Source organism: Flavisphingomonas formosensis, assembly GCF_009755815.1.
Taxonomy (GTDB): domain Bacteria; phylum Pseudomonadota; class Alphaproteobacteria; order Sphingomonadales; family Sphingomonadaceae; genus Flavisphingomonas; species Flavisphingomonas formosensis.
Genome location: NZ_WRPK01000001.1, coordinates 656,261 through 677,283, shown reverse-complemented (window position 1 = coordinate 677,283; position 21,023 = coordinate 656,261). Strand labels below are relative to the sequence as shown.

At 66.3% G+C, this 21,023-nt stretch carries 20 protein-coding genes; 13 read left to right on the top strand and 7 right to left on the bottom strand.

Annotated elements, in window-relative coordinates; all coding sequences use genetic code 11:
- The first annotated feature begins 2 nt into the window (after positions 1-2).
- A complete protein-coding gene (locus tag GQY20_RS03315) occupies positions 3-767 on the top strand; it encodes a class I SAM-dependent methyltransferase (protein ID WP_157215595.1) in 765 nt (254 codons plus the stop codon).
- 99 nt (positions 768-866) lie between these two features.
- Here GQY20_RS03315 and GQY20_RS03310 read toward each other — a convergent pair whose 3' ends face one another.
- Positions 867-1,478: a CHAP domain-containing protein gene (locus GQY20_RS03310; RefSeq protein WP_232475863.1), complete on the bottom strand. Its 612-nt coding sequence runs from the start codon at positions 1,476-1,478 to the stop codon at positions 867-869.
- Between the two features lie 163 nt (positions 1,479-1,641).
- Between GQY20_RS03310 and GQY20_RS03305 the strand changes: the two genes are divergently transcribed.
- The 9 genes from GQY20_RS03305 (at position 1,642) to GQY20_RS03265 (ending at position 11,610) form a co-directional block, all read left to right on the top strand.
- Complete coding sequence (locus GQY20_RS03305) at positions 1,642-2,436, top strand: thymidylate synthase (RefSeq protein WP_157216138.1); 795 nt, start codon at positions 1,642-1,644, stop codon at positions 2,434-2,436.
- 100 nt (positions 2,437-2,536) lie between these two features.
- Entirely contained in the window at positions 2,537-3,013 is a 477-nt protein-coding gene (locus GQY20_RS03300; RefSeq protein WP_157215594.1) for a dihydrofolate reductase, read from the top strand.
- A gap of 35 nt (positions 3,014-3,048) precedes the next feature.
- The gene (locus tag GQY20_RS03295) at positions 3,049-3,990 is read left to right on the top strand and encodes a bifunctional riboflavin kinase/FAD synthetase (protein WP_157215593.1); all 942 of its coding nucleotides are present in this window, start codon (positions 3,049-3,051) and stop codon (positions 3,988-3,990) included.
- 7 nt (positions 3,991-3,997) lie between these two features.
- Positions 3,998-7,060 (top strand): isoleucine--tRNA ligase, encoded by a 3,063-nt coding sequence (locus GQY20_RS03290; RefSeq protein ID WP_157215592.1) that lies wholly within the window; start codon positions 3,998-4,000, stop codon positions 7,058-7,060.
- Between the two features lie 114 nt (positions 7,061-7,174).
- The gene (gene lspA, locus GQY20_RS03285) at positions 7,175-7,675 is read left to right on the top strand and encodes a signal peptidase II (protein ID WP_157215591.1); all 501 of its coding nucleotides are present in this window, start codon (positions 7,175-7,177) and stop codon (positions 7,673-7,675) included.
- A complete protein-coding gene (locus tag GQY20_RS03280; protein ID WP_157215590.1) occupies positions 7,668-8,093 on the top strand; it encodes a DUF3035 domain-containing protein in 426 nt (141 codons plus the stop codon). The genes lspA and GQY20_RS03280 overlap by 8 nt, the downstream gene beginning before the upstream one ends.
- Before the next feature lie 264 nt (positions 8,094-8,357).
- Entirely contained in the window at positions 8,358-9,278 is a 921-nt protein-coding gene (locus tag GQY20_RS03275; RefSeq protein ID WP_157215589.1) for an ABC transporter permease, read from the top strand.
- Positions 9,275-10,063, top strand: a complete 789-nt coding sequence (locus GQY20_RS03270; RefSeq protein WP_157215588.1) for an ABC transporter permease — start codon at positions 9,275-9,277, stop codon at positions 10,061-10,063. The genes GQY20_RS03275 and GQY20_RS03270 overlap by 4 nt, the downstream gene beginning before the upstream one ends.
- Entirely contained in the window at positions 10,060-11,610 is a 1,551-nt protein-coding gene (locus GQY20_RS03265; protein ID WP_157215587.1) for an ATP-binding cassette domain-containing protein, read from the top strand. The genes GQY20_RS03270 and GQY20_RS03265 overlap by 4 nt, the downstream gene beginning before the upstream one ends.
- Positions 11,611-11,619: 9 nt before the next feature.
- Here the strand turns inward: GQY20_RS03265 and GQY20_RS03260 are convergent, their stop codons facing one another.
- Positions 11,620-12,348 (bottom strand): TorF family putative porin, encoded by a 729-nt coding sequence (locus GQY20_RS03260; protein WP_157215586.1) that lies wholly within the window; start codon positions 12,346-12,348, stop codon positions 11,620-11,622.
- Positions 12,349-12,489: 141 nt separating this feature from the next.
- Entirely contained in the window at positions 12,490-13,242 is a 753-nt protein-coding gene (locus GQY20_RS03255) for a TorF family putative porin (RefSeq protein WP_157215585.1), read from the bottom strand.
- Positions 13,243-13,565: 323 nt separating this feature from the next.
- Between GQY20_RS03255 and GQY20_RS03250 the strand changes: the two genes are divergently transcribed.
- Positions 13,566-13,961 carry a hypothetical protein gene (locus GQY20_RS03250; protein ID WP_157215584.1) on the top strand — a complete coding sequence of 132 codons (396 nt, stop codon included), beginning with the start codon at positions 13,566-13,568 and terminating at the stop codon, positions 13,959-13,961.
- A 9-nt stretch (positions 13,962-13,970) separates the two neighbouring features.
- On the opposite strand, the gene metC is transcribed toward GQY20_RS03250, so the two are convergent.
- Positions 13,971-15,167 (bottom strand): cystathionine beta-lyase, encoded by a 1,197-nt coding sequence (metC, locus tag GQY20_RS03245; RefSeq protein ID WP_157215583.1) that lies wholly within the window; start codon positions 15,165-15,167, stop codon positions 13,971-13,973.
- Positions 15,168-15,248: 81 nt separating this feature from the next.
- On the opposite strand from metC, the gene queF reads away from it, so the two are divergent.
- Positions 15,249-15,695: a preQ(1) synthase gene (gene queF / locus GQY20_RS03240; RefSeq protein WP_157215582.1), complete on the top strand. Its 447-nt coding sequence runs from the start codon at positions 15,249-15,251 to the stop codon at positions 15,693-15,695.
- A 99-nt stretch (positions 15,696-15,794) separates the two neighbouring features.
- Entirely contained in the window at positions 15,795-16,652 is an 858-nt protein-coding gene (locus GQY20_RS03235; protein ID WP_157215581.1) for a TIGR03619 family F420-dependent LLM class oxidoreductase, read from the top strand.
- Between the two features lie 115 nt (positions 16,653-16,767).
- On the opposite strand, the gene GQY20_RS03230 is transcribed toward GQY20_RS03235, so the two are convergent.
- The 3 genes from GQY20_RS03230 to GQY20_RS03220 all read right to left on the bottom strand — a co-directional run bounded on the left by GQY20_RS03230 (position 16,768) and on the right by GQY20_RS03220 (position 20,978).
- A complete protein-coding gene (locus GQY20_RS03230; RefSeq protein ID WP_157215580.1) occupies positions 16,768-17,682 on the bottom strand; it encodes an isopenicillin N synthase family dioxygenase in 915 nt (304 codons plus the stop codon).
- A 1-nt stretch (position 17,683) separates the two neighbouring features.
- Entirely contained in the window at positions 17,684-19,324 is a 1,641-nt protein-coding gene (locus GQY20_RS03225; protein ID WP_157215579.1) for a helicase HerA-like domain-containing protein, read from the bottom strand.
- A 91-nt stretch (positions 19,325-19,415) separates the two neighbouring features.
- Positions 19,416-20,978 (bottom strand): Do family serine endopeptidase, encoded by a 1,563-nt coding sequence (locus GQY20_RS03220; RefSeq protein ID WP_157215578.1) that lies wholly within the window; start codon positions 20,976-20,978, stop codon positions 19,416-19,418.
- Positions 20,979-21,023: the final 45 nt, after the last annotated feature.

Genomic DNA, 21,023 nt, shown 5'->3' with positions numbered 1-21,023 from the left:
CCATGCGCCAGGGGGGCCTTGCCGCGCTGACGATGCTGCTCGCGCTTGGCGCGTGCGCCCCGCACGCACAGGACGACGGCCCCAAGTCCAGCGACTTTCCGCAGGCTGCACGCCCCGTCGCGCCGATCGTCGCCAGCGCCTGGTCCACCGAGGAAGCGCGCGACCGGTTGCGCGAAGCATCGATGGTGATGGATCGGGCGGGCATTCGGCACGGCATGACGGTCGCCGATATCGGCGCCGGCGAGGGCTATTATACCGTGCGCCTCGCCGCCCGCGTCGGTGCGCAGGGGCGCGTGCTGGCGGAGGACGTCGTGCCCGCGGTGCGCGACAAGCTGGCCGATCGCGTGACGCGCGAGGCGCTCGACAATGTCAGCGTCAAGCTCGGCGAACCCTCCGATCCGATGCTGCCCGAGGCGAGCTTCGACCGGATCTTCATGGTCCACATGTATCATGAGATCAGTTCGCCCTACGAATTCCTGTGGCGGATGCGCCCGGCGCTGCGCCCCGACGGACGCGTCGTCGTGGTCGATGCCGATCGGCCGACCACCAAGCACGGTACGCCGCCCGTCCTGCTCGACTGCGAAATGGCGGCGGTCGGCTATCGCCGCGTCGCCAGGGAAAAAATGCCTCAGGACAGCTATATCGCCCTTTACGAGGCAAGCGGTGCCCGTCCGGAGCCGAAGGCGATCGTCCCCTGCCGGGCACCGGCACCGCCCCCTCCGACCGCGCCGTCCGAAGAAAGCAACGCGGCTACCGAAGCGAACTGAGACCCGACGCCGTTCCCAGCCATTGTCGGGGCATCATATGCGATCTCGGTGATGCTGACGCATCCGCCACGGATTTCGCGTGAGCGCCGCGGGCCGATATCAGCCGACCGAATCGATCATCGCGCCGACATAGTCGGGCGACGATCCGGTGAGCTGCGGCGCCGGCCGGGCAAGCGGAGCCTTGGATCCGTCGACCGGGCGGCCATAGATGAAGCCATAGGTCGGATAGGTGGTGCCACCAAGGCCGGTATTGTCGCGATACCAGACACGCACCAGGCTCCAGTCGTTGTTTGCCGATGCATCGATCACCGTCACGTCCTGTTCGGCCCTGCCCCGCACGCCGCCGATCCGGGACCAGTTGGCGTGAGTGACCATCACCACGCGCTTGGTGACGATGCGGCTGACCACGGCGAGGTGGCCCTTGCTCATCACGCCATGCGGCTTGAACACCAGCACCGCGCCCTGCTCGGGCCGCCGGCCTTCGGCATAGAGGCCACGCGCCTTCTCCCACCATGTCCAGGCGTCGCCATAGAGTTGAATGCCGGAAATGGCGCGCGCGAAGGGCACGCATTCCCAGCCTTCCTGGACAAGCGGATTGGCTAATGCTGGCCATGCGGCAAGACCGATGGCGCCCGCGATGAACATGCGCGCAAGGCCACGGCGCAAGCCCTGCCCGTCGCTCCGCTCCTCCCGTCGCGGCAAAACGCTCAACGAAAGCCCCTCATACACCCTTTACGTCGGAAACGTTCGTGCCCTCCAACAGGTTCAATCCGCCCAAAAATTATTGGTAAAGCCTTTGGCAACCGATGCCGCCGTGCAACGGCGCTCAGCGCAGCCCTTGGCGATCGCCGGACCAATCGCCATAAGTGCGATCATGCAGCCCTATCTCGATCTCATGCGCCGCATCCTCGACGAGGGCGTGGCGCAGACCGACCGCACCGGCACCGGCACGCTGAGCGTCTTCGGCCATCAGATGCGCTTCGATCTGGCCAAGGGCTTTCCGCTGGTCACCACCAAGAAGCTGCATCTGCGCTCGATCATCATCGAGTTGCTCTGGTTCCTGCGCGGCGACACCAACATCGGCTGGCTGAAGGACCGCAAGGTCAGCATCTGGGACGAATGGGCCGACGAGAATGGCGATCTCGGCCCCGTTTACGGCAAGCAGTGGCGCGACTGGGTATCGCCGGACGGACGCCATATCGACCAGATCGCCGATCTGATCGCGATGATTCGCAACCGCCCCGATTCGCGTCGCCAGATCGTCTCGGCCTGGAATCCGGCGGACGTGCCGACCATGGCGCTGCCGCCCTGCCATCTCCTGTTCCAGACCTATGTCGCCAATGGCCGCCTCAGCCTGCAGCTCTATCAGCGCAGCTGCGACGTATTCCTGGGCGTGCCGTTCAACATCGCGAGCTATGCGCTGCTTACGTACATCCTCGCCCAGCAATGCGATCTGGAGCCGGGCGAGTTCGTCTGGACCGGCGGCGACTGCCACCTTTATTCCAACCATCTCGACCAGGCCCGGCTGCAGCTCGCCCGCGAACCGAGACCCCTGCCCCGCCTCCATATCCTGCGCCGGCCCGACACGATCGACGGCTATGAATATGAGGATTTCGAGATACTCGGCTACGAACCGCACCCGCATATCGCCGCGCCGGTGGCGGTGTGAGCCTCAAGCCGTCATCCGAGCGAAAGCTGGGATCACTCCCCACCACGAGCCGGATGCCGGTCGCAGGCGGCCCCCGCTTTCGCTGGGGAGACGAGAAACCATGAACAGCCCGGAAATCGTCTTCTACGTCGCCCGCTCCGACAATGGCATCATCGGCCGGGATGGCGCCCTGCCGTGGCACCTTCCCGAGGATCTCAAGCATTTCAAGAAGCGGACCATGGGCAAGCCGATGCTGATGGGCCGCCGCACCTTCGAGAGCTTTCCCAAACCCCTGCCCGGGCGGCGGCACATCGTGCTGACGCGGGACCGCAGCTGGTCCGCGCCGGGTGCCGAGGTGGCGCATGACGTGGAGGCTGCGATCGCGCTGGCCGGCGCCGTGGACGAGATCGCCGTCATAGGCGGCGCGGAAATCTACGCCCTGTTCATGGACCGCGCCGACCGGATCGAGCTCACCGAGGTGCACCGCATCGTCGAGGGCGATACCAAAATGCCCCCGCTCGGCGCCGGCTGGCGTGTTTCGCATCGCGAGATGGGCGGATCCGATTTCGATTTCGTGACACTTGCGCGCACGCGCTGATTGCCCGCGGCGCCGGCCTTTCCTATAGGCGCGCCATGGAAAGACTGACGGGCGGTGCGCGCGTACCCGATCACCTGCGCGGAAGCGTGCTGGCGCTGGGCAATTTCGACGGCTTCCACCAGGGCCATCAGGCCGTGGTGGCGCGAGCCGTGGAGCAGGCCCGCAAGGACGGCAGGCCGGTGATGGTGGCCACCTTCGATCCGCATCCTGTACGCTTCTTCAAACCCGATTCGCCGCCCTTTGCGCTCACCAACGTCGAGCAGCGATCACGCCTGTTCGCGTCGGCCGGCGCGGATGCGATGCTGATCTTCCGCTTCGACGCCGATCTCGCAGCGCTTTCCGCCGAGGAATTCGTGCGCGACCTGCTGGTCGATCTGACCGGCGCCTCCTTCGTCGTGACCGGCGAGGACTATACGTTCAGCAAGGGCCGCGAGGGCAATGTCTCGGTCCTCGAATCGCTCGGCGTCAAATATGGCATCGGCACCGAGGCCGTACCCCCGGTCTGCGACGATCAGGGCCCGATTTCCTCCAGCCGCATCCGCAACGCGCTGAAGATCGGTGATTGTGACGAGGCGGCCCGCCTGCTCACCCGCCCCTTCGCGGTTCAGGCGGTGGTGCAGCAGGGCGACAAGATCGGCCGCACCTGGGGCTTCCCCACCGCCAATTTGGCGCTCGGCAACTATCTGCGGGCCGCCTATGGCGTCTATGCGGTGCGCGGCCATCTGCCGGACGGGCGCACGCTGGACGGCGCGGCCAATCTCGGCGTCCGCCCGCAGTTCGACGTGCCCAAGGAGCTGCTCGAGCCGCATTTCTTCGATTTCACCGGCGATCTCTACGATCAGGTGATCGAGGTCGAGCTGTCCAGCTATATCCGCCCCGAGGCGCGTTTCGACGGGTTCGACGCGCTCATCGCCCAGATCGGCCATGATTGCGACGAGGCGCGCCGCCGCCTCGCCGCCATGTCCCAGAACGCCTGAGAACATCATGGCCGACCAGCCCAACACACAAGACTGGCGCAGCACCGTCTTCCTGCCCAGGACCGACTTTCCGATGAAGGCCGGCCTGGCGCAGAAGGAGCCGGCGATCCTCGCCAAATGGGCCGCAGACGATCTCTACGGCACACTGCGTACCGCCCGCGCAGGACGCGAGCGCTTCATCCTCCACGATGGCCCGCCCTACGCCAATGGCGACATCCACATGGGCCATGCGATGAACAAGGTGCTGAAGGACATCATCGTCCGCAGCCAGTCGCTGCTCGGCAAGGATGCGCCCTATGTGCCCGGCTGGGACTGCCACGGCCTGCCGATCGAATGGAAGGTGGAGGAGCAATACCGCGCCAAGAAGCTGAACAAGGACGAGGTCGACCCCGTCCTGTTCCGCGCCGAATGCCGCGCCTATGCCGAGAAATGGGTCGACGTGCAGCGCGAGCAGTTCAAGCGGCTCGGCGTGATGGGTGACTGGGACGATCCCTATCTCACCATGAAATATGACGCCGAGGCGGCGATCGTCGGCGAGCTCCTGAAATTCGCCGAGAGCGGCCAGCTCTACCGCGGCGCCAAACCAGTGATGTGGAGCCCGGTCGAGAAGACCGCCCTGGCCGAGGCCGAGGTGGAATATGAGGACATCACGTCCACCCAGATCGACGTGGCGTTCGAGATCGTCGAGAGCCCGATCCCCGAGCTGGTCGGCGCCCATGCGGTGATCTGGACGACGACGCCCTGGACGATCCCGGTCAACCAAGCGATCGCCTATGGGCCGGATGTTATCTACGTCGTTTTGGTTCTCAATTTGGATGTCGTCGACGTTCTTGACGGCAGGAATCCAGAAGATGTTCGTGTCGCCGTCGATCGTCATCTAGTAAGCTCCGGATTGCTCGCCGAGCGGATGTTGATAGCTCACGATCTGGTGAAGCCCTTCAAGGAGCGGCTTGAACAGCAGCTTGCAAAACTCGACCTGTCCGCTCTCGGTGCTCGCGGTGTCACGATCGATATCGATGAAAGCACTTTCGAGTCTCGAGATCGCGATTCGGATCGGGTTCCTCTCGCTGTTAGGGGCGTAGACCTTGCCGGCACGGTCGCGCGTCACCCGATGCACGCCAAAGGCGGCTTCTTCGCCAAGCCCCGCCCCTTCCTGCCCGGCGATTTCGTCACCACCGACACCGGCACCGGCCTCGTCCATATGGCGCCCGATCATGGCGAGGACGATTTCCTGCTGTGCAAGGCGCATGGCATCGATCCCGTTTTCGCGGTGACCGACAGCGGCTTCTACCGCGACGACTGGGCATGGATGGGCGGCCAAGGCTCGGTGATCGCGCCCAAGCTCAACGCGCCCGAAGGCCCGATCTGCACGGACCTGCGCGAGGCGGGCGCGCTGCTCGCCGCCAGCGCCGACTATAAGCATAGCTATCCGCACAGCTGGCGCTCCAAGGCGAAGGTGATCTTCCGCTGCACGCCGCAATGGTTCATCCCGATGGACAAGCCGGTGGCGGACAGCGCCGCGCCGCGCTGTGCGGAGGAGGAAGCGATCCTCGCCAGCCAGCAGTCCAACGCGCCGACCTTGCGCGAGATCGCGCTGGATGCGATCGAGCGGACGCGCTGGGTGCCCGAAAAGGGCCGCAACCGCATCCACGCGATGGTGGAGGGGCGCCCCGACTGGGTGATCAGCCGCCAGCGCGCCTGGGGCGTGCCGATCGCGCTCTACGTCAACCGCAAGACCGGCGAGTATCTGCGCGATCCGACGGTCAATGCCCGCATCGTCGAGGCGTTCAAGGCCGGCGGCGCCGACGCCTGGTTCACCGCCGACCATCAGGCGCTGCTCGGCCCCAGTTATGCCGCGGCGGACTATGAGGCCGTCACCGACATTCTCGACGTCTGGTTCGACAGCGGCTCGACCCACGCCTTCGTGATCGAGGCACGCTACGGCGCCGGCACCCGTGCCAACCTCTATCTCGAAGGCTCCGACCAGCATCGCGGCTGGTTCCAGTCCTCGCTGCTCGAAAGCGCCGGAACGCGCGGCCGCGCGCCCTATGACGCGGTGCTGACCCACGGCTTCGCACTCGACGGCCAGGGCCGCAAAATGTCCAAGTCGCTCGGCAATGTCGTCGATCCGCTCAAGATCATCAATGAAAGCGGCGCCGACATCCTGCGCCTGTGGGTCGCCTCGACCGACTATTTCGAGGATGTCCGCATCGGCAAGGAGATCCTCGCCGGCACCTCGGACGCCTATCGCAAGCTGCGCAACACCTTCCGCTACCTGCTCGGCGCGCTCGACGGCTTCGGCGAGGAGGAACGGGTGGCGCCGGCGGCGATGCCGGAGCTGGAGCGGTACATCCTCAACCTGCTGGCGAAGCTGGACGAGGAACTGCGCGAAGCGACCGCGGCATTCGAGTTCAACCGCTATGCGCGGGCGCTGACCGATTTCTGCAACAACGATCTCTCCGCCTTCTTCTTCGATATCCGCAAGGACAGCCTCTACTGCGACGCGCCCGACGCGCCGACGCGGCGCGCCTATCGCACCGTGCTCGACATGCTGTTCCACGCGCTGGTCCGCTACGCCGCGCCGATCCTCTGCTTCACCGCGGAAGAGGTGTGGGGCACGCGCTTCCCCGAGGGCGGCAGCGTCCACCTGCTCGAATGGCCCGCGATCGACACTGCCTGGGACGACGCCGCGCTCGATCAGCGCTGGCGGCGGTTGCGCTCGGTGCGCGGCCAGGCGACGCGCGAGATCGAGCCGATGCGGCGCGAGAAGATCGTCGGATCCAGCCTGGAGGCGGATCTGACGGTGCTGAGCTACCACCCCGCCTATACCGAGCTGCTGAACGGCGTCGATTTCGCCGAACTCGCCATCACCGCCAAGGTCGAAGTCTGCGACGGCGATCCCGCCGTGACCCAGCAGCTCGGCGATCTGCCGCTGGATGCCGAGGACTGGGTCCGCATCGAGGCGCGCAAGACCGAATATGAGAAGTGCGGCCGCTGCTGGCGCCATCTGCGCGAGGTGAAGCAGGACGGCGCACTGTGCAACCGCTGCGAAGGCGCCGTGCATGGGTAATCCCGAGGTCAACCTTCGCCGTCACCCCAGCGGAAGCTGGGGTCGCCTACTCCCTCATGCCGTTCGCTTGTCGAGAGCGATCCCAGCTTTCACTGGGATGACGGGAGCACAATCATGAACGGCCGCACCCTTGGCCTCGCCACCGCTGGCTTCGTCTTCTTCGTCGACCAGCTCGTGAAGTGGCTGGTCGTCGAGCATCTTCAACTGCCATTCCGCGGCACGATCGAGCTGCTGCCGATCTTCCAGCTCAGCTGGGTCGGAAATCATGGCGTCTCAATGGGTTTCCTGACCGCGACTACGCCGCTCGGCCGCTGGCTGCTGGTCGGCCTCACAGCGGCGATCGCGACGGGCGTGCTCGTCTGGTTGTGGCGGGAGAAGGTGCGTGGAGATGCGTTCGCGCTCGGTCTCGTGCTCGGCGGGGCGCTGGGCAATATCCTCGACCGGCTGCGCTTCGGCTTCGTGGTCGATTTCCTCGATCTGCATTTCGGGGACATCCATCCCTTTTTGGTCTTCAATGTCGCCGATGCTGCCATTACCATCGGCGTCCTGCTTCTGCTTCTGCGTGCGCTGCTGACTCGCCAGAAGCCCGGCCCGGCGGAGGATTTGCATGCGTAAGGCGGTTTTGGGTTTGGCCCTTGTAGCGGGGGCCCTTGCGCTGACCGGCTGCGGCGGCGGCAAGAAGGGCGTGTTCGGCCGCTCGGGGCTGGACGAATTCGCCGTCGGGCGTCGCGCGCCGCTGGTGATCCCGCCCGATTATGCGCTCAATCCACCCAAGCCGGGGGCGCCGCGTCCGCAAGAGGCGGATAGCTCCACCCAGGCACTGCAGGCGATGTTCGGCGGCCAGGCGCCCCGCGGTGCCGGCGAGAATGCGATCCTGAACCAGGCGGGCGCCCAAAACGCCGCCACCGGCATCCGCTCGAATGTCGGCGATCCCGACACGGCGGTCGTCGACAAGGGCGCCGTGACAAAGGACATCCTCTCCGCCCCTGCCGGCAACAACGCTCCGGAAGCGACGGTTTCCACGCCGCAGTGATCGGCGATCGGCGGAAGCCCTCATCCTCCCTCGAAGGGAGAGGGCGTTCGAGCTTTGGCATGCTCCCAGCGCGAAGATTGTGTCCGGGGGGACACAATCTCGCTCGACCGCATGCGTAGCATGGTGGGGGGCCCCGCTAACGGCATGCACAACGCTGTTTGAGGGCGACTCGCCCCTCCATCGCGCTATGCGTGGTTCCCCTCCCCCTTTGGGCGAGGATGAAGCGATTGCTAATGCAAACTTGATCCCAGACCGGCTGGCAGCATGCTCCGCCTGATCATACGCCGCCTGTTCACCGCGCTGCCGACGTTGGCGGCGGTGATCCTCCTGTCCTTCCTGCTGATGCGTATCGCGCCGGGGGGGCCGTTCGACGGCGAGAGGCCGCTCGATCCCGCCACCCGCGCCGCGCTGGAGCGCAGCTACGGACTGGACAAGCCACTTCCCGAACAGGCCGTGCTTTATGTCGGCCGCCTCGCCCGGGGCGATTTCGGCCCCTCGCTGGTCTACCGCGATTTCACGGTCACCGATCTCGTCCGGCAGGGCCTGCCGGTCTCGCTGACGCTCGGCGCGCTCGCCCTGCTCGTCGCGCTTGGTCTCGGCCTCGCGGCCGGGCTCGCCGCCGCGGCATGGCCCGGGCGCTGGCCCGATGCGCTGCTGATGCTTGCAGCCACCCTGCTCACCGCGCTGCCCAGCTTCGTCACCGGCCCCCTGCTCGTTCTCGTCTTCGGCCTCGGCATGGGTTGGCTTCCCGTCTCCGGCTGGGCGGACGGCGATCCGGCGCATCTCGTCCTGCCGGTGATCGCCCTCGCCTTGCCGGTCGCGGGTGCCGTAGCCAAGCTCTCCCGCGCCGGCCTCGCCGGCGTGCTCGGCCAGGATCATATCCGTAGCGCCCGCGCGCGCGGCCTCTCCCCGGCCCGTATCCTCATCCGCCATGCGCTCCGCCCGGCGCTGCTGCCCGTCGCCTCCTATCTCGGTCCGGCCGCCGCCGGCCTGCTGACCGGCGCGGTCGTGATCGAGACGGTGTTCGCCCTGCCCGGGCTCGGCCGCTATTTCGTGCAGGGCGCGCTCAACCGGGACTATCCGCTCGTGCTCGGGGTGGTGACGCTCTACGCCGGGCTGATCATCCTCTTCAACCTGTTCGCCGACCTGCTTTACGGCTGGCTCGATCCGAGGATCCGGGCATGAGGGCGCGCGTGCCGCTGGTCCTGCTCGCGCTGGTCCTGCTCGCCGCGCTGGCCGGCCCCGCCGCCCTGCCCTGGCGCTACGATGCGATCGACTGGAGCGCGGTGCGGGCGCCGCCGCTCAGCCCCGGCCACCTGCTCGGCACCGACAGCGTCGGGCGCGACCTGCTCGCCCGCACGCTTGTCGGCACCCGCGTCACTCTGGCGGTCGCCGCCGCAGCGGCACTGGTCGCGCTCGTCATCGGCGTCGCGTGGGGCGCGGCGGCGGGCTGGATCGGCGGACGGACGGACGAGGCGATGATGCGCATCGTCGATGCGCTCTATGCCCTGCCCTTCATGTTCGTCGTGATCCTGCTGATGGTGCTGTTCGGCCGATCCATCCTGCTCGTCTTCCTCGGAATCGGTGCGGTAGAGTGGCTGACCATGGCGCGCGTCGTGCGCGGCCAGGTACTGGCCCTGCGCGAACGTCCCTTCGTCATCGCCGCGGAGGCCGCGGGCGCGCGGCCGGTGCGGATCGTCATAGGCCATGTGCTGCCCAATCTCGCCGGCATCGCACTCGCCTATCTCCTGCTCACCGTGCCGCAGGTGGTGATGGTGGAAAGTTTCCTCTCATTCCTCGGCCTCGGTGTGCAAGAGCCGCTGACCTCGCTCGGCATCCTCGTCAAGGATGGCGCGGACGACATGGACATCGCGCCGCACGCCCTGCTCGTCCCCGGACTGCTGCTGGTCGCGATCCTCGTCTGCCTCACCCTCGCCGGCGAACGGCTGCGCGATCAGGTGGGCGCATGACCGTCTATGCGGTCGAGAGGCTGCGCATCTTCCATGGCGAGACGCCGCTGGTGCAGGATGTCGGCTTCGCGATCGCGCGCGGCGAATGCGTCGCGCTGATCGGCGGATCGGGCTCCGGCAAGAGCCTCACCTGCCTCACCCCCTTCGGCCTCACGCCGATGCGCGCCACCGGCTCTGCGAGGTTGATCGGCGAAGAACTTATCGGCCGGCCGGAACGCGCGCTGGCCGGAATCCGCGCCCGCGCAGCGGGCTTCATCTTCCAGCAGCCGTTGACCGCGCTGACACCGCATCTGACGATCGGTGCGCAGCTTGCGGAGGCTTGGATGCAAGCGGGCGCCCCCCGCCCCGGTCGAGGGGAACTCACGGCGGCGTTGGCGCGCGTCGGGCTCGATCGGCCGGAGGAACGACTGCACCACCATCCCCACCGCCTCTCCGGCGGACAGCGCCAGCGCGTGCTGATTGCCATGGCGATCGCACACCGCCCGCGGCTGCTGGTGGCCGACGAGCCGACCAGCGCGCTGGACGCCATATTGCGCGGCGAGATGATGGCGCTGCTGACGCGGCTGCGGCGCGAGGAAGGACTTGCGCTGCTGCTGGTCAGCCACGATCTCGCATCCGTGGCCGATCACGCCGATCGAATCGTCGTGCTCAATCAGGGCCGGGTGGAGGAGAGCGGCGCGGCGGCCCAGTTGCTGGCAGCGCCAGCCAGCGCCTATACCCGCGCGCTGCTCGCCGCTACGCCTCGTCTCGACGATCCTGCACCGGCGCTGCCGGCGCCCGGCGAAACGCTGCTGGCTGCGCGGGACGTCCGCGTCTCCTTCCCGCGCCCCGGCTGGCGGCGCGGCCGTGCCGTCGCGGTCGAAAATGCCGCGCTTAGCATCGCTGAGGGCGAAGCCGTCGCGCTGGTCGGCGGATCGGGTTCGGGCAAATCCACGCTGGCCCGTGCCGTTGCGCGCATTGGGCCCGCCGATCATGGGACGGTGGACTGGCGCGGCACACCGTTGCCGTCGCGAACGCGCATGACGCCGCTCCTGCGCCGACTGATCCAGCCGGTCTTCCAGGATCCTGTAGCGAGCCTCGATCCGCGCTGGCAGGTCGCGGACATAGTCGCGGAACCTCTCCACCATCTGCGCCCGGAACTCGACGCCGCCGCGCGCCGCGACCGGGTCATGCGAGCGCTCGGCGAGGTCGAGCTGGATACGGGCTATGCCGATCGCCGGCCCAATGTCCTCTCGGGCGGTCAGGCGCAGCGCGTGGCGATAGCACGCGCCATCGTGGCCGATCCGGAGCTGCTGCTGCTCGACGAGGCCACTTCGGCGCTGGACGTGCTGGTCGCCGGCCGGGTGCTTGCGCTGCTCGAGCGATTACAGCGCACGCGCGGTCTCGCCCTGCTGATGATCAGCCACGACCTCGCCGCGGCACGGCGGCTGTGCCATCGCATTCTGGTGATGGATGACGGCCGGATCGTCGAGGAAGGGCCAACGGAGCGCATCATCGCCGCGCCCGCTCACCCCGTCACGCAGCGACTGGTAGCCGCCAGCACGTGACCGCCTCCCTCAGAAGGCGAAACCGACGGACGCGATCACGCCCGCGCCCGCGTGGGGCACGTCACGCAGATCGGTGTCGATGTAGGACAGCCCGGCAGTGACGCGGCCGAAGCGCGCCTCGCCCCCCAGCGACCAATCCCAATAATCCTGCGTATCCTGGTATCGCGGCCCGTAAAGGGTGCGGCCAGCGTGCGCGCGCAACGCGAAGCGCGCGTGGATGATCGGCAGCACCCCTTCGCCGTACAGGTAGGTGACGCGATCGGCCATGGCGCCCTGCCGCCAGTCATAAGCCCCGCCGATCCTCACCTCCGCCTTGCCGATCGCCTGGACGATCACGAGCGTAGCCTCGCCCAGGTCGTTGTCGCCGGTAACGCCCGGAAAGCTGTAATAGGTGAAGCCGACATCGATCGCGGTGTTCCGTGCGACCTTACCCGTCCAGCCGCCGTAGAAGTCGAGTTCGGTGTGCGCGCCGTTGGAATAGCCATCCCAGCTGCGGGGATAGAAGCGGACGTAGGACGCCCAGGCGCCCGCGTAGAAGCCGTCCTTCTGCCGTACCGTCAGCCCGAACTGGGGGGCAGGTTCGCCCATCGTCTGGGATACGCCGCGATAGCGATAGTCGGAAACGAATGTGGCCGTTCCGGACAGGTTGAGACCGGTATCGCCGATCGCACCGGCTACGGCGGGGCCCCCACCGGTCAGCAAGGCTGCGGCGAACAGGGCGAGCAAACGCCTGCGCAAAGTCATCCCCCCACGGCCCGCCGGGTGCTGCGTCGTCGCAGGCCCGTCGGATTTCCTCACAAGGTCGGGAGGCGCGTCTCAAACGAAAAGAGCCGCAGCCTCGCGGCCACGGCTCCCTTCTAGATCGAAAAGGTTATCAGATCAGAAAGATACGCCGATCGATCCGAGGAAACCCGCCTTCGCGACGTCGCGGCCCGTGAAGGACACGAAACGATCCTTAGGCGCGTCGGTGTCGACATAGGTCACGCCGAACGTCAGGTTCTTCCACGTGTAGCTCACGTTGACGTTCCAATCGACATAATCCTTGAGGCCTGCGGTCAGGAAGCTGCGGCCCTTGTTCACGCCGAGATGCGTGCCGATGGTGAGCGGCGTTCCCGGGATCGCGCCGGACAGCTCGGCATAGGCATAGAGATTGTCGTCGCGCTCATGATCCCACGCGATCGCATGCTGCTTCGGCGCATAGGCGACGCCGACCTTGCCGGTGACCGGGCCGATGGCGCCGCTGACCGAGAAATAAGGCTCGACGAAGTCGCTGTTGATGCCGCCCGAACCCGGATAGTAATAATAGAGCACACCGCCATCGACGGTCACACCGCTGAAAGTCTTCTTATAGCCGGCGATCAGATCGATCTCCTGATCGCTGCCATTGGCGACATAATCGTCGATCGAAGAACCCCAGGTGCTCACATAGAAACCCGACGTATGCGAGATGGTGAGCGTGCCCTGAATGGCGAAATGCTTGTTGGTCTGGGAAATACCGCGGAACCGATAATCGCTGACGACGGTCGCTCCACCGTTGATCGTCAGTCCGAGATTATCGTCGTCGGCAAAGGCGGGCGTCGCAAGAGCAGCAGCGAGCGCGACGGCCGACAGGCCGAGGATGGATTTGAGCATGGTCTCTTCCCCTTGAAAGTCTTCAGGTTCCGTTCCCCTGCGCACCACCACCCAGGCCTCTGTTTCTTGGCGCTTTCTTGGCGCCCGACGTGCCGGATTGGACAGTAAGCGCGATTGTCTTGCTACAGCGATGGGCACCGCACAATGCAAAATGTCGGGGGTGAGCTGTATCCAAGACAAAGTGTTGCCGCGCCGCAACAGAATGTTTCCAGGAGTTGCGTAGTCAATTTTCAACGCGGAAAAATAACGATTCTACCAGTTGGTGCCGTAAAATCGGGCGGCCATTAGCCTTTCGTTAGGCTGCGCGATGGCATGCCCGTGGCATGTCGCGCTATCAGCCCACCGCCACCGAACTCACCGAAATCGCGGATGCCGGGGAGCGAATCGCCCGCCTGCACGGAATGCTGGCGGCGGTCGAGCGGCTCGGTGAATGCGCCTCCGGTTCGGAGACGCCGGACAAGGCGCTGGACGAGGCCGCCCGGCTCAGCATGGCCTATGCCGATGCACCCACGGTCGCGCGCCGCCGCTTCGATGCGCTCGCCGACGATACGGCCTTCTATGCCGATGCCGGCGTCTCGGCGCTGATGCGGATCCGTGGCTCAGAGGGCACTCCGGCTGCAGCACGCCTGCTCGCCAACGAGCTACGCCGCTCCATCCAGGCGCTCGTCGCCATTCTCGAACCGCGGCGCCAGACCTTTTCCCTGTGCCGCGAGGGCTAAAGACTCCCGTCAGACCAGCGCCGCGAAACGCTCCAGCCCGGCCGCCAGATCGGCGATCAGATCCTCCGGATCCTCCAGCCCAACATGCAGGCGCACAGCCGGGCCTTCCGCTTGCCAATGCGTCGCGGTGCGTAATCCTTCGGGATCGATCGGCAATGCGAGACTTTCGAAGCCGCCCCAGGAGAAGCCGATGCCGAAATGCTCAAGCCCGTCGATCAGCGCGGCGCGGGCCGCATCGTCCCCGCCCTTCAGCACGAAACTGAACAGGCCCGACGCGCCTGCGAAATCACGCTGCCAGACGTCGTGACCCGGACAGCCGGGCAAGGCAGGATGCAGCACCCGCGCCACCTCGGGCCGATCGGCGAGCCAGCGCGCCACCGCGAGAGCGCCCTCGCCATGCTGGCGCAGCCGCGCCTTCAACGTGCGCAGGCCCCGGCTGCCAAGCCAGGCGTCGTCCGGGCTGACGCACTGGCCGTGCAGGAAGCTCGTCCGGCGCAGCGCTTCCAGCCATTGCGGCGCGACCGTCACTGATCCCAGCATCGCGTCGGAATGGCCGACGATATATTTGGTGCAGGCGAGGATCGAGAAATCGACGCCCTTGGCGATCGCAGGGAAGAGCAAGGGCGTGGCCCAAGTATTGTCGAGCAGGGTGACGATCCCCCGCTCGCGCGCGACCGCGCAGATCGCCGGTATGTCCTGCACCTCGAAAGTGAGGCTGCCGGGGCTTTCGAGGAAGATCGCCCGCGTCGTCTCCCCGATCAGATCGGCAATGCCGGCGCCGGCCATCGGATCGTAGAAGCGCGTGGCGATACCCATCGGGGCAAGCACGCTGCGGCAGAAGGCGCGCGTCGGCTCATAGGTGGAATCGACCATCAGCAACTCGTCGCCCGGCTTCAGCACGGCGAGCAGCGCCATGGCGATGGCCGCGACACCGGAAGGATAGAGCATGGTCCCGCCCGCGCCGGGCTCCAGCTCGGTCAACGCCTCGGCCAGCGCCCACTGCGTCGGCGTGCCGCGGCGGCCGTAATAGAGGCCGTCATTGGGCCTCTTCACCGCAGCACGCAGGTCCGCGACCGTATCGAACAAAATCGTGGAGGCCCGCCAGATCGCGGGATTGACGATGCCTTGCGTCCATTCGCGCCGCCGCCCCGCCTCGACCAGCCTCGTGCCCGTCCCGCGCTGCGCTGTCTTGCCCTTGTCGCTCATGCGCCTTTGCCTAGCGCCGGGGCCGGGCCGCGTCGAGGCGCCGCGATTGCACGCGTCTGCCCCGCTGCCTAAAGGGGCGGCATGAGCATCACCCAACTCGGCCAGCAGACGCCGCTACCCGCATCGCCGGAGCAGGCGGTGCTGGACTATGTGCCCAATCCGCGCACCGGTCGGCCCTATCTCGTCCGCTTCACCGCCCCCGAATTCACCTCGCTCTGCCCGGTCACCGGCCAGCCCGATTTCGCGCATCTGGTGATCGACTATGCACCCGCGACGACGATCGTCGAATCCAAGTCGCTCAAGCTCTTCCTCGGCTCCTTCCGCAACCATGCCGGCTTCCACGAAGACGTCACCGTGGGCATCGGCGAACGGCTGACGGCGGAGATGCAGCCGCTATGGCTGCGCATCGGCGGCTACTGGTATCCGCGAGGCGGCATCCCGATCGACGTCTTCTGGCAATCGGGCACGCCGCCCGAGGGCATGTGGCTGCCCGCTCAGGACGTGCCCGGCTATCGCGGCCGGGGCTGAACCGCTTCAGAAAACGCCACTTTCGCACAAAGCGGCACCGTTCCCCCGCCCCGACCGGCTCGTCATCCTGCCCATCGATCAGGTGGGGAGAGGCACGGCATGAAATTCTGGCAGGTCCTGGCGCTGGTGGAGATGGATCATCTCGGCCCACTCTCGCAGCATGCCGAGGCCCTGGGTTTCGAGGGGATCGCGCTCGGCGATCATTTCATCACCTATCAGAGCCAGTATCAGGCCTATGACTACAGCAAGGATGCGGTGGTGCTGTGGTATCCGGAAACCCACTGGCCGGATTGCTGGGTCCAGATCGGCGCGCTTTCGCAGCTGACCACCACGCTGAAATTCACCACCACCGTCTATGTGCTGCCGATGCGCGATCCCTTCGCCGCGGCCAAGGCGATCCAGACCGCCGCCTATCTGTCGAAGAATCGTGTCGTGCTCGGCATCGGCGTCGGCTGGCAGAAGGACGAGTTCGATCTGGTCGGGCAGGATTTCCACAATCGCGGCAAGCGGACCGACGAGATGCTGGCGCTGCTGCCGCAGCTCATGTCCGGCGAGATGCTGGAATATCATGGCGAATATTATGATTTCCCGCCGCTGCAGATGTCTCCGGGCGTGCCGATGATGCCGGTGATGATCGGCGGCACCAGTTCAGCGGCAATGAAGCGTGCGGCGCGGCACGATGGATGGATCGGCGGCCAGCTGGAGCTCGGCCAGATCCCCTCCTTCGTGGAGGCACTGCGCCGCGAACGTGCGGCGATCGGGCGGGAAAAGGAGCCGTTCGAGATCGGCTGCAGCCTCTACGACTATAGCCCGGACACGGTGAAGCGCGCCGAGGATCTCGGCATCACCCAGATCCACAAGAGCGCTTTCCTCGGCCCGGACGGCCGGGCGGCGCGCATGCCTCTGGACGAGAAGCTGCGCGACATGGACCGGTTCGCAGAAACGCTCCTGCGCTGAGCGGAGGACGCGGACATTTCGATCCTCCTCGTTCCGGGATCGTTGCGCAAATTTACGTCATGCCAGCGGAAGCCGGGAGGGACGAGAAGAAACCACGCGAGAGCTCGTCACCTCCCTAAAGCAGCCGGATCTCGCGCAGCCGCTCGAGCAGATAGTCGTTGGCGGTTATCGGTGCAGGATGATCGCCGTCCGGGCCGATGCAGGAGGGCAGCGTCTCGATCAGGAAATCGGGCCGAAAATGTAGAAAGAAGGGCATGGACCAGCGTGAGACGCCGCGCCGTTCGGGCGCCGGGTTGCGCACGCGGTGGGTGGTCGAACGCAGCCGGCCGTTGGTCAGACGCTGGAGCATGTCACCCACATTCACGACCAGTTCGCCCGGCCGGGGCGCGACGGGCAGCCAATTGCCTTCGCGATCGAGAATCTCGAGCCCAGCCTCCTCCGCGCCGAGCAGCAAGGTGATCGCGTTGATATCCTCATGCGCCCCAGCGCGGATGCCAAACGCACCTGCTGGCACCGGAGGATAGTGCAGCAGGCGCAACACCGAATTCCCGTCGCGCGTGGCGTCGGAGAGGAAATGCGGCGAAAGCCCAAGGTGCCGGCCGATCGCATCCAGCAGGCGGGCGCCCGCCATGTCGAACGCCGCGAAGAGGCGCAGCATGACGTCGCGGAAACCGGGCAGTTCCCCAGGCCAGACGTTGGGCTGCATCACGCCTTCATAGGGATGGCGGGGCGGCAATTCCCGGCCGACATGCCAGAATTCCTTGAGATCGAAGTCGTCGGCGTCCTTGGCGGTCTCGATGCCGAAAGGCGTGTACCCCCGCGCGCCACCCGTGCCCTCGAGATGATGACGCCGCTTCACCGCAACGGGCAATGCGAAAAAGGCGCGCATCTCCGCTTCTGCCCGGGCGATAATGCCCGGATCGATGCCGTGGTCTGCGACGATCGCAAAGCCGTGCCGCGCGAACGCCTCACCCAGCGCCGCGGCGAAGGATGCCGGATCGTCGCGGAGCGAGAGCGAGGCGAGCGGCATCTCAGCGCCCGCGGAACAAGCTGCCGAGAATGCCGCGCACGATCGCGCCACCGATCCCGCCGGACGAAGAGGAGGATCGCCGGCTGCCGCTGCCGAACACCTCGCGTCCGATCTCGTTGGCAACCTGCCGTCCGATCGAGGAGGATGCCGATCGCGCCGCGGATGCGATCACCTTGTCGAGCACGCTCGGCTGCGCCGCCTGCCGCGCAGCCTCCGCCTGCGCGCGCGCGTCGACCTTGGCCTGCTCCGCCTGCTGCTTGGCAGCAACCTTGTCGGCCTCGGCCTGTGCCTTTGCGGCGTCCGCGTCGGCCTTGGCTTTCGCGGCAGCGGCAACGGCGGCATTCGCCTTGGCCGCCAGTACCTCCTGCGCGGATTCGCGGTTGATCGCCGCGTCGTATTTGCCGGCATAGGGAGAGGTGGAGACGATCACACCGCGTTCCTGCGCGGTGAGCGGCCCGACGCGCGAGGAAGGCGGCTTGATCAGGGTGCGCTCTACCGGTGAGGGTGCACCATCCGGCTGCAGCAGCGAGACCAGCGCCTCGCCCACTTTCAGCTCGATGATCGCCTTGGCGACGTCGACGTCCGGATTGGCGCGGAAGGTGTCCGCGGCGGATTGCACCGCCTTCTGGTCGCGCGGCGTGAACGCGCGTAGGGCATGCTGGACGCGATTGCCGAGCTGCGCTGCCACATCGTCCGGCACGTCGATCGGATTCTGCGTGATGAAATAGACGCCGACACCCTTGGACCGGATGAGCCGTACCACCTGCTCGATCTTGTCCAGCAGCCCTTTGGGCGCGTCGTCGAACAGCAGATGGGCCTCGTCGAAGAAGAAGACGAGCTTCGGCTTTTCCGGATCGCCCACCTCGGGCAGCACCTCGAACAATTCGGACAGCAGCCAGAGCAGGAAGGTGGCGTAGAGCTTGGGGCTCGCCATCAGCTTGTCGGCGGCGAGGATATTGACGCGGCCACGGCCCTTTTCATCCAGCGCTATGAAATCGTGGATATCGAGCGAGGGCTCGCCGAAGAAATTGGCGCCGCCCTGGCTGTCCAGCGAGAGCAGCTGGCGCTGGATGGATCCGACGCTGGCCTTGGTGACGTTGCCGTAGCGCGCGCTCAGCGTATCGGCATTCTCCGCGCAATAGGCCAGCATCGATTGCAGGTCCGCCAGATCGAGCAGCAGCAGCCCTTGCTCGTCGGCATAGCGGAAGGCGATCTGCAGCACGCCTTCCTGCACGTCGTTGAGGTCCATCAGCCGCGCGAGCAGCAGCGGACCCATCTCCGAGACGGTCGTGCGGATCGGATGGCCCTGCTGGCCGAAAAGATCCCAGAATATTGCCGGCGTGTCCGCATAGACCCAATCGGTATAGCCAATCTCCTGTGCCCGCTTGGACCAGACGTCATGCAGCGGCGACGTCGGAGATCCCGCCATGGCGAGGCCGGATAGATCGCCCTTCACATCGGCGACGAACACGGGCACGCCGATCTTCGAGAAGCTTTCGGCGATGCCCTGCAACGTCACGGTCTTGCCGGTGCCGGTCGCCCCCGCGATCAGTCCATGGCGATTGGCGCGCTTGAGGTTGAGCAGTTGCGGATGGGCGCCGCCGGGACCCGCACCGATGAAAATGCCGTCGTCGCCGGCCATGATTCACTCTCCCCTGACGCACAATAAAAACCCGCCGGAGCCATTCGCTCCGACGGGTCTCTGGTAGCTTTTCGGCCGGAGCCGGAAAAGGCTACTTCTTGGTCTGGATCTTCACGCCCACATAAGTCGCCTGGCGGGTGCCGCGCTGCACGAGCAGCAACACGCTCTGTCGCCCGGCCTTGCGCGCCGCGTCGACCGCGGACGCCGCCTGAGCCGCCGATCCCACCGGCACCTGATTGATCGACAGGATCACGTCGCCGCGCTGCAGACCCTGCTGGGCAGCGTCGCTCGACGGATCGATCTGGGACACGACCACGCCCCGCGTAGCCGGCTGCAGACCCAGCTGCCGCGCGATTTCCGGGGTCAGGGTCTGTAGAGACAGACCGATCGAATCCTTGGTCGCCGGAACGGCAGGCTGGTTACCCTGGCCTGCGCCCTGGTCGTCATCGCCCTGATCGTCGGCCTCGCCGAGCTGGTCCGCCGAGGCGGGGCGTTCCCCCACCACAGCGACCACAGACATGCGCTGACCGTTGCGTATCAGGTCGATCGGTACCTTCGATCCGATCGGCAGATTGGCGACGATATAGCTCAGTGTCTGATCCGGCGTGACGTCCTGGTTGTTCACCTTCACGATCACGTCGCCCTGCTTGATGCCGGCACGCGCCGCCGGATAGCCGGGCTCGACACGCGCGACGATCTCGCCGCGATCCTTCGGCAGACCGAGGGAGCCGGCGATATCCTCGCTCATCGGCTGGATGCCGACGCCGAGATAGCCGCGCTTCACCTTGCCGCCCGCCTTCAGCGCCATGATCACCGGCTTGGCCTGTTCCGCCGGGATCGCGAAACCGATGCCGACATTGCCGCCGGTCGGCGAATAGATGGCGGTGTTGATGCCGATCACATTGCCCTGAAGATCGAACATCGGGCCGCCGCTGTTGCCCTGGTTGATCGCCGCGTCCGTCTGGATGTAACGATCATAGGCGCCGCCATTGGGGCTGATCGAGCGATGGATCGCCGAAACGATGCCAGCCGTGACGGTGCCGCCAAGGCCATAGGGCTGACCGATGGCGAGTACCCAATCGCCGACGCGCGCTCGGCTGGAATCGCCGAATTCAACGAAGGGCAGGTTGGTCGCGTCGATCTTCAGCACAGCGAGGTCCGACACCGGATCGCGGCCGATCAGCTTCGCCTTATATTCCCGCCGGTCGGTGAGCGTGACTGTGATCGAATCAACTACGGCGCCCTGCTGCCCACCGGAAATCACATGATTGTTGGTGACGACGAAACCGTCGGGCGAGATGATGAAACCCGAACCGAGCGACGTCGCCTCGCGCGTGACAGGCTGGCCACCACTGTCGCCGCCGCCCTGACCGCCGAAGCCGAACTGACCGAAGAGATCGCCGAACGGCGTTCCGGCGAACGGATTATTCTGCTGCACCTTCACATGCTGGGTGGTCGAGATGTTCACCACCGCCGGCTGCAGACGCGCCGCAAGATCCGCGAAGCTCATCGGCGCGCCGGGCTTCGGAGCCGCCGACTGGATCGTGCCGGGCGCATTCTGGGCCACCTGCGCGCCCACCGGCTGTTGCAGCATCAGTGTCGCGGTCGTGCCGCCGGCCAGCAGGGCGGCGGTGATGGCGTAGGCATAGCGCACGATAACCGGTCTCCTAATATTCTCTCGTACGAGCGGCAAAGCTCG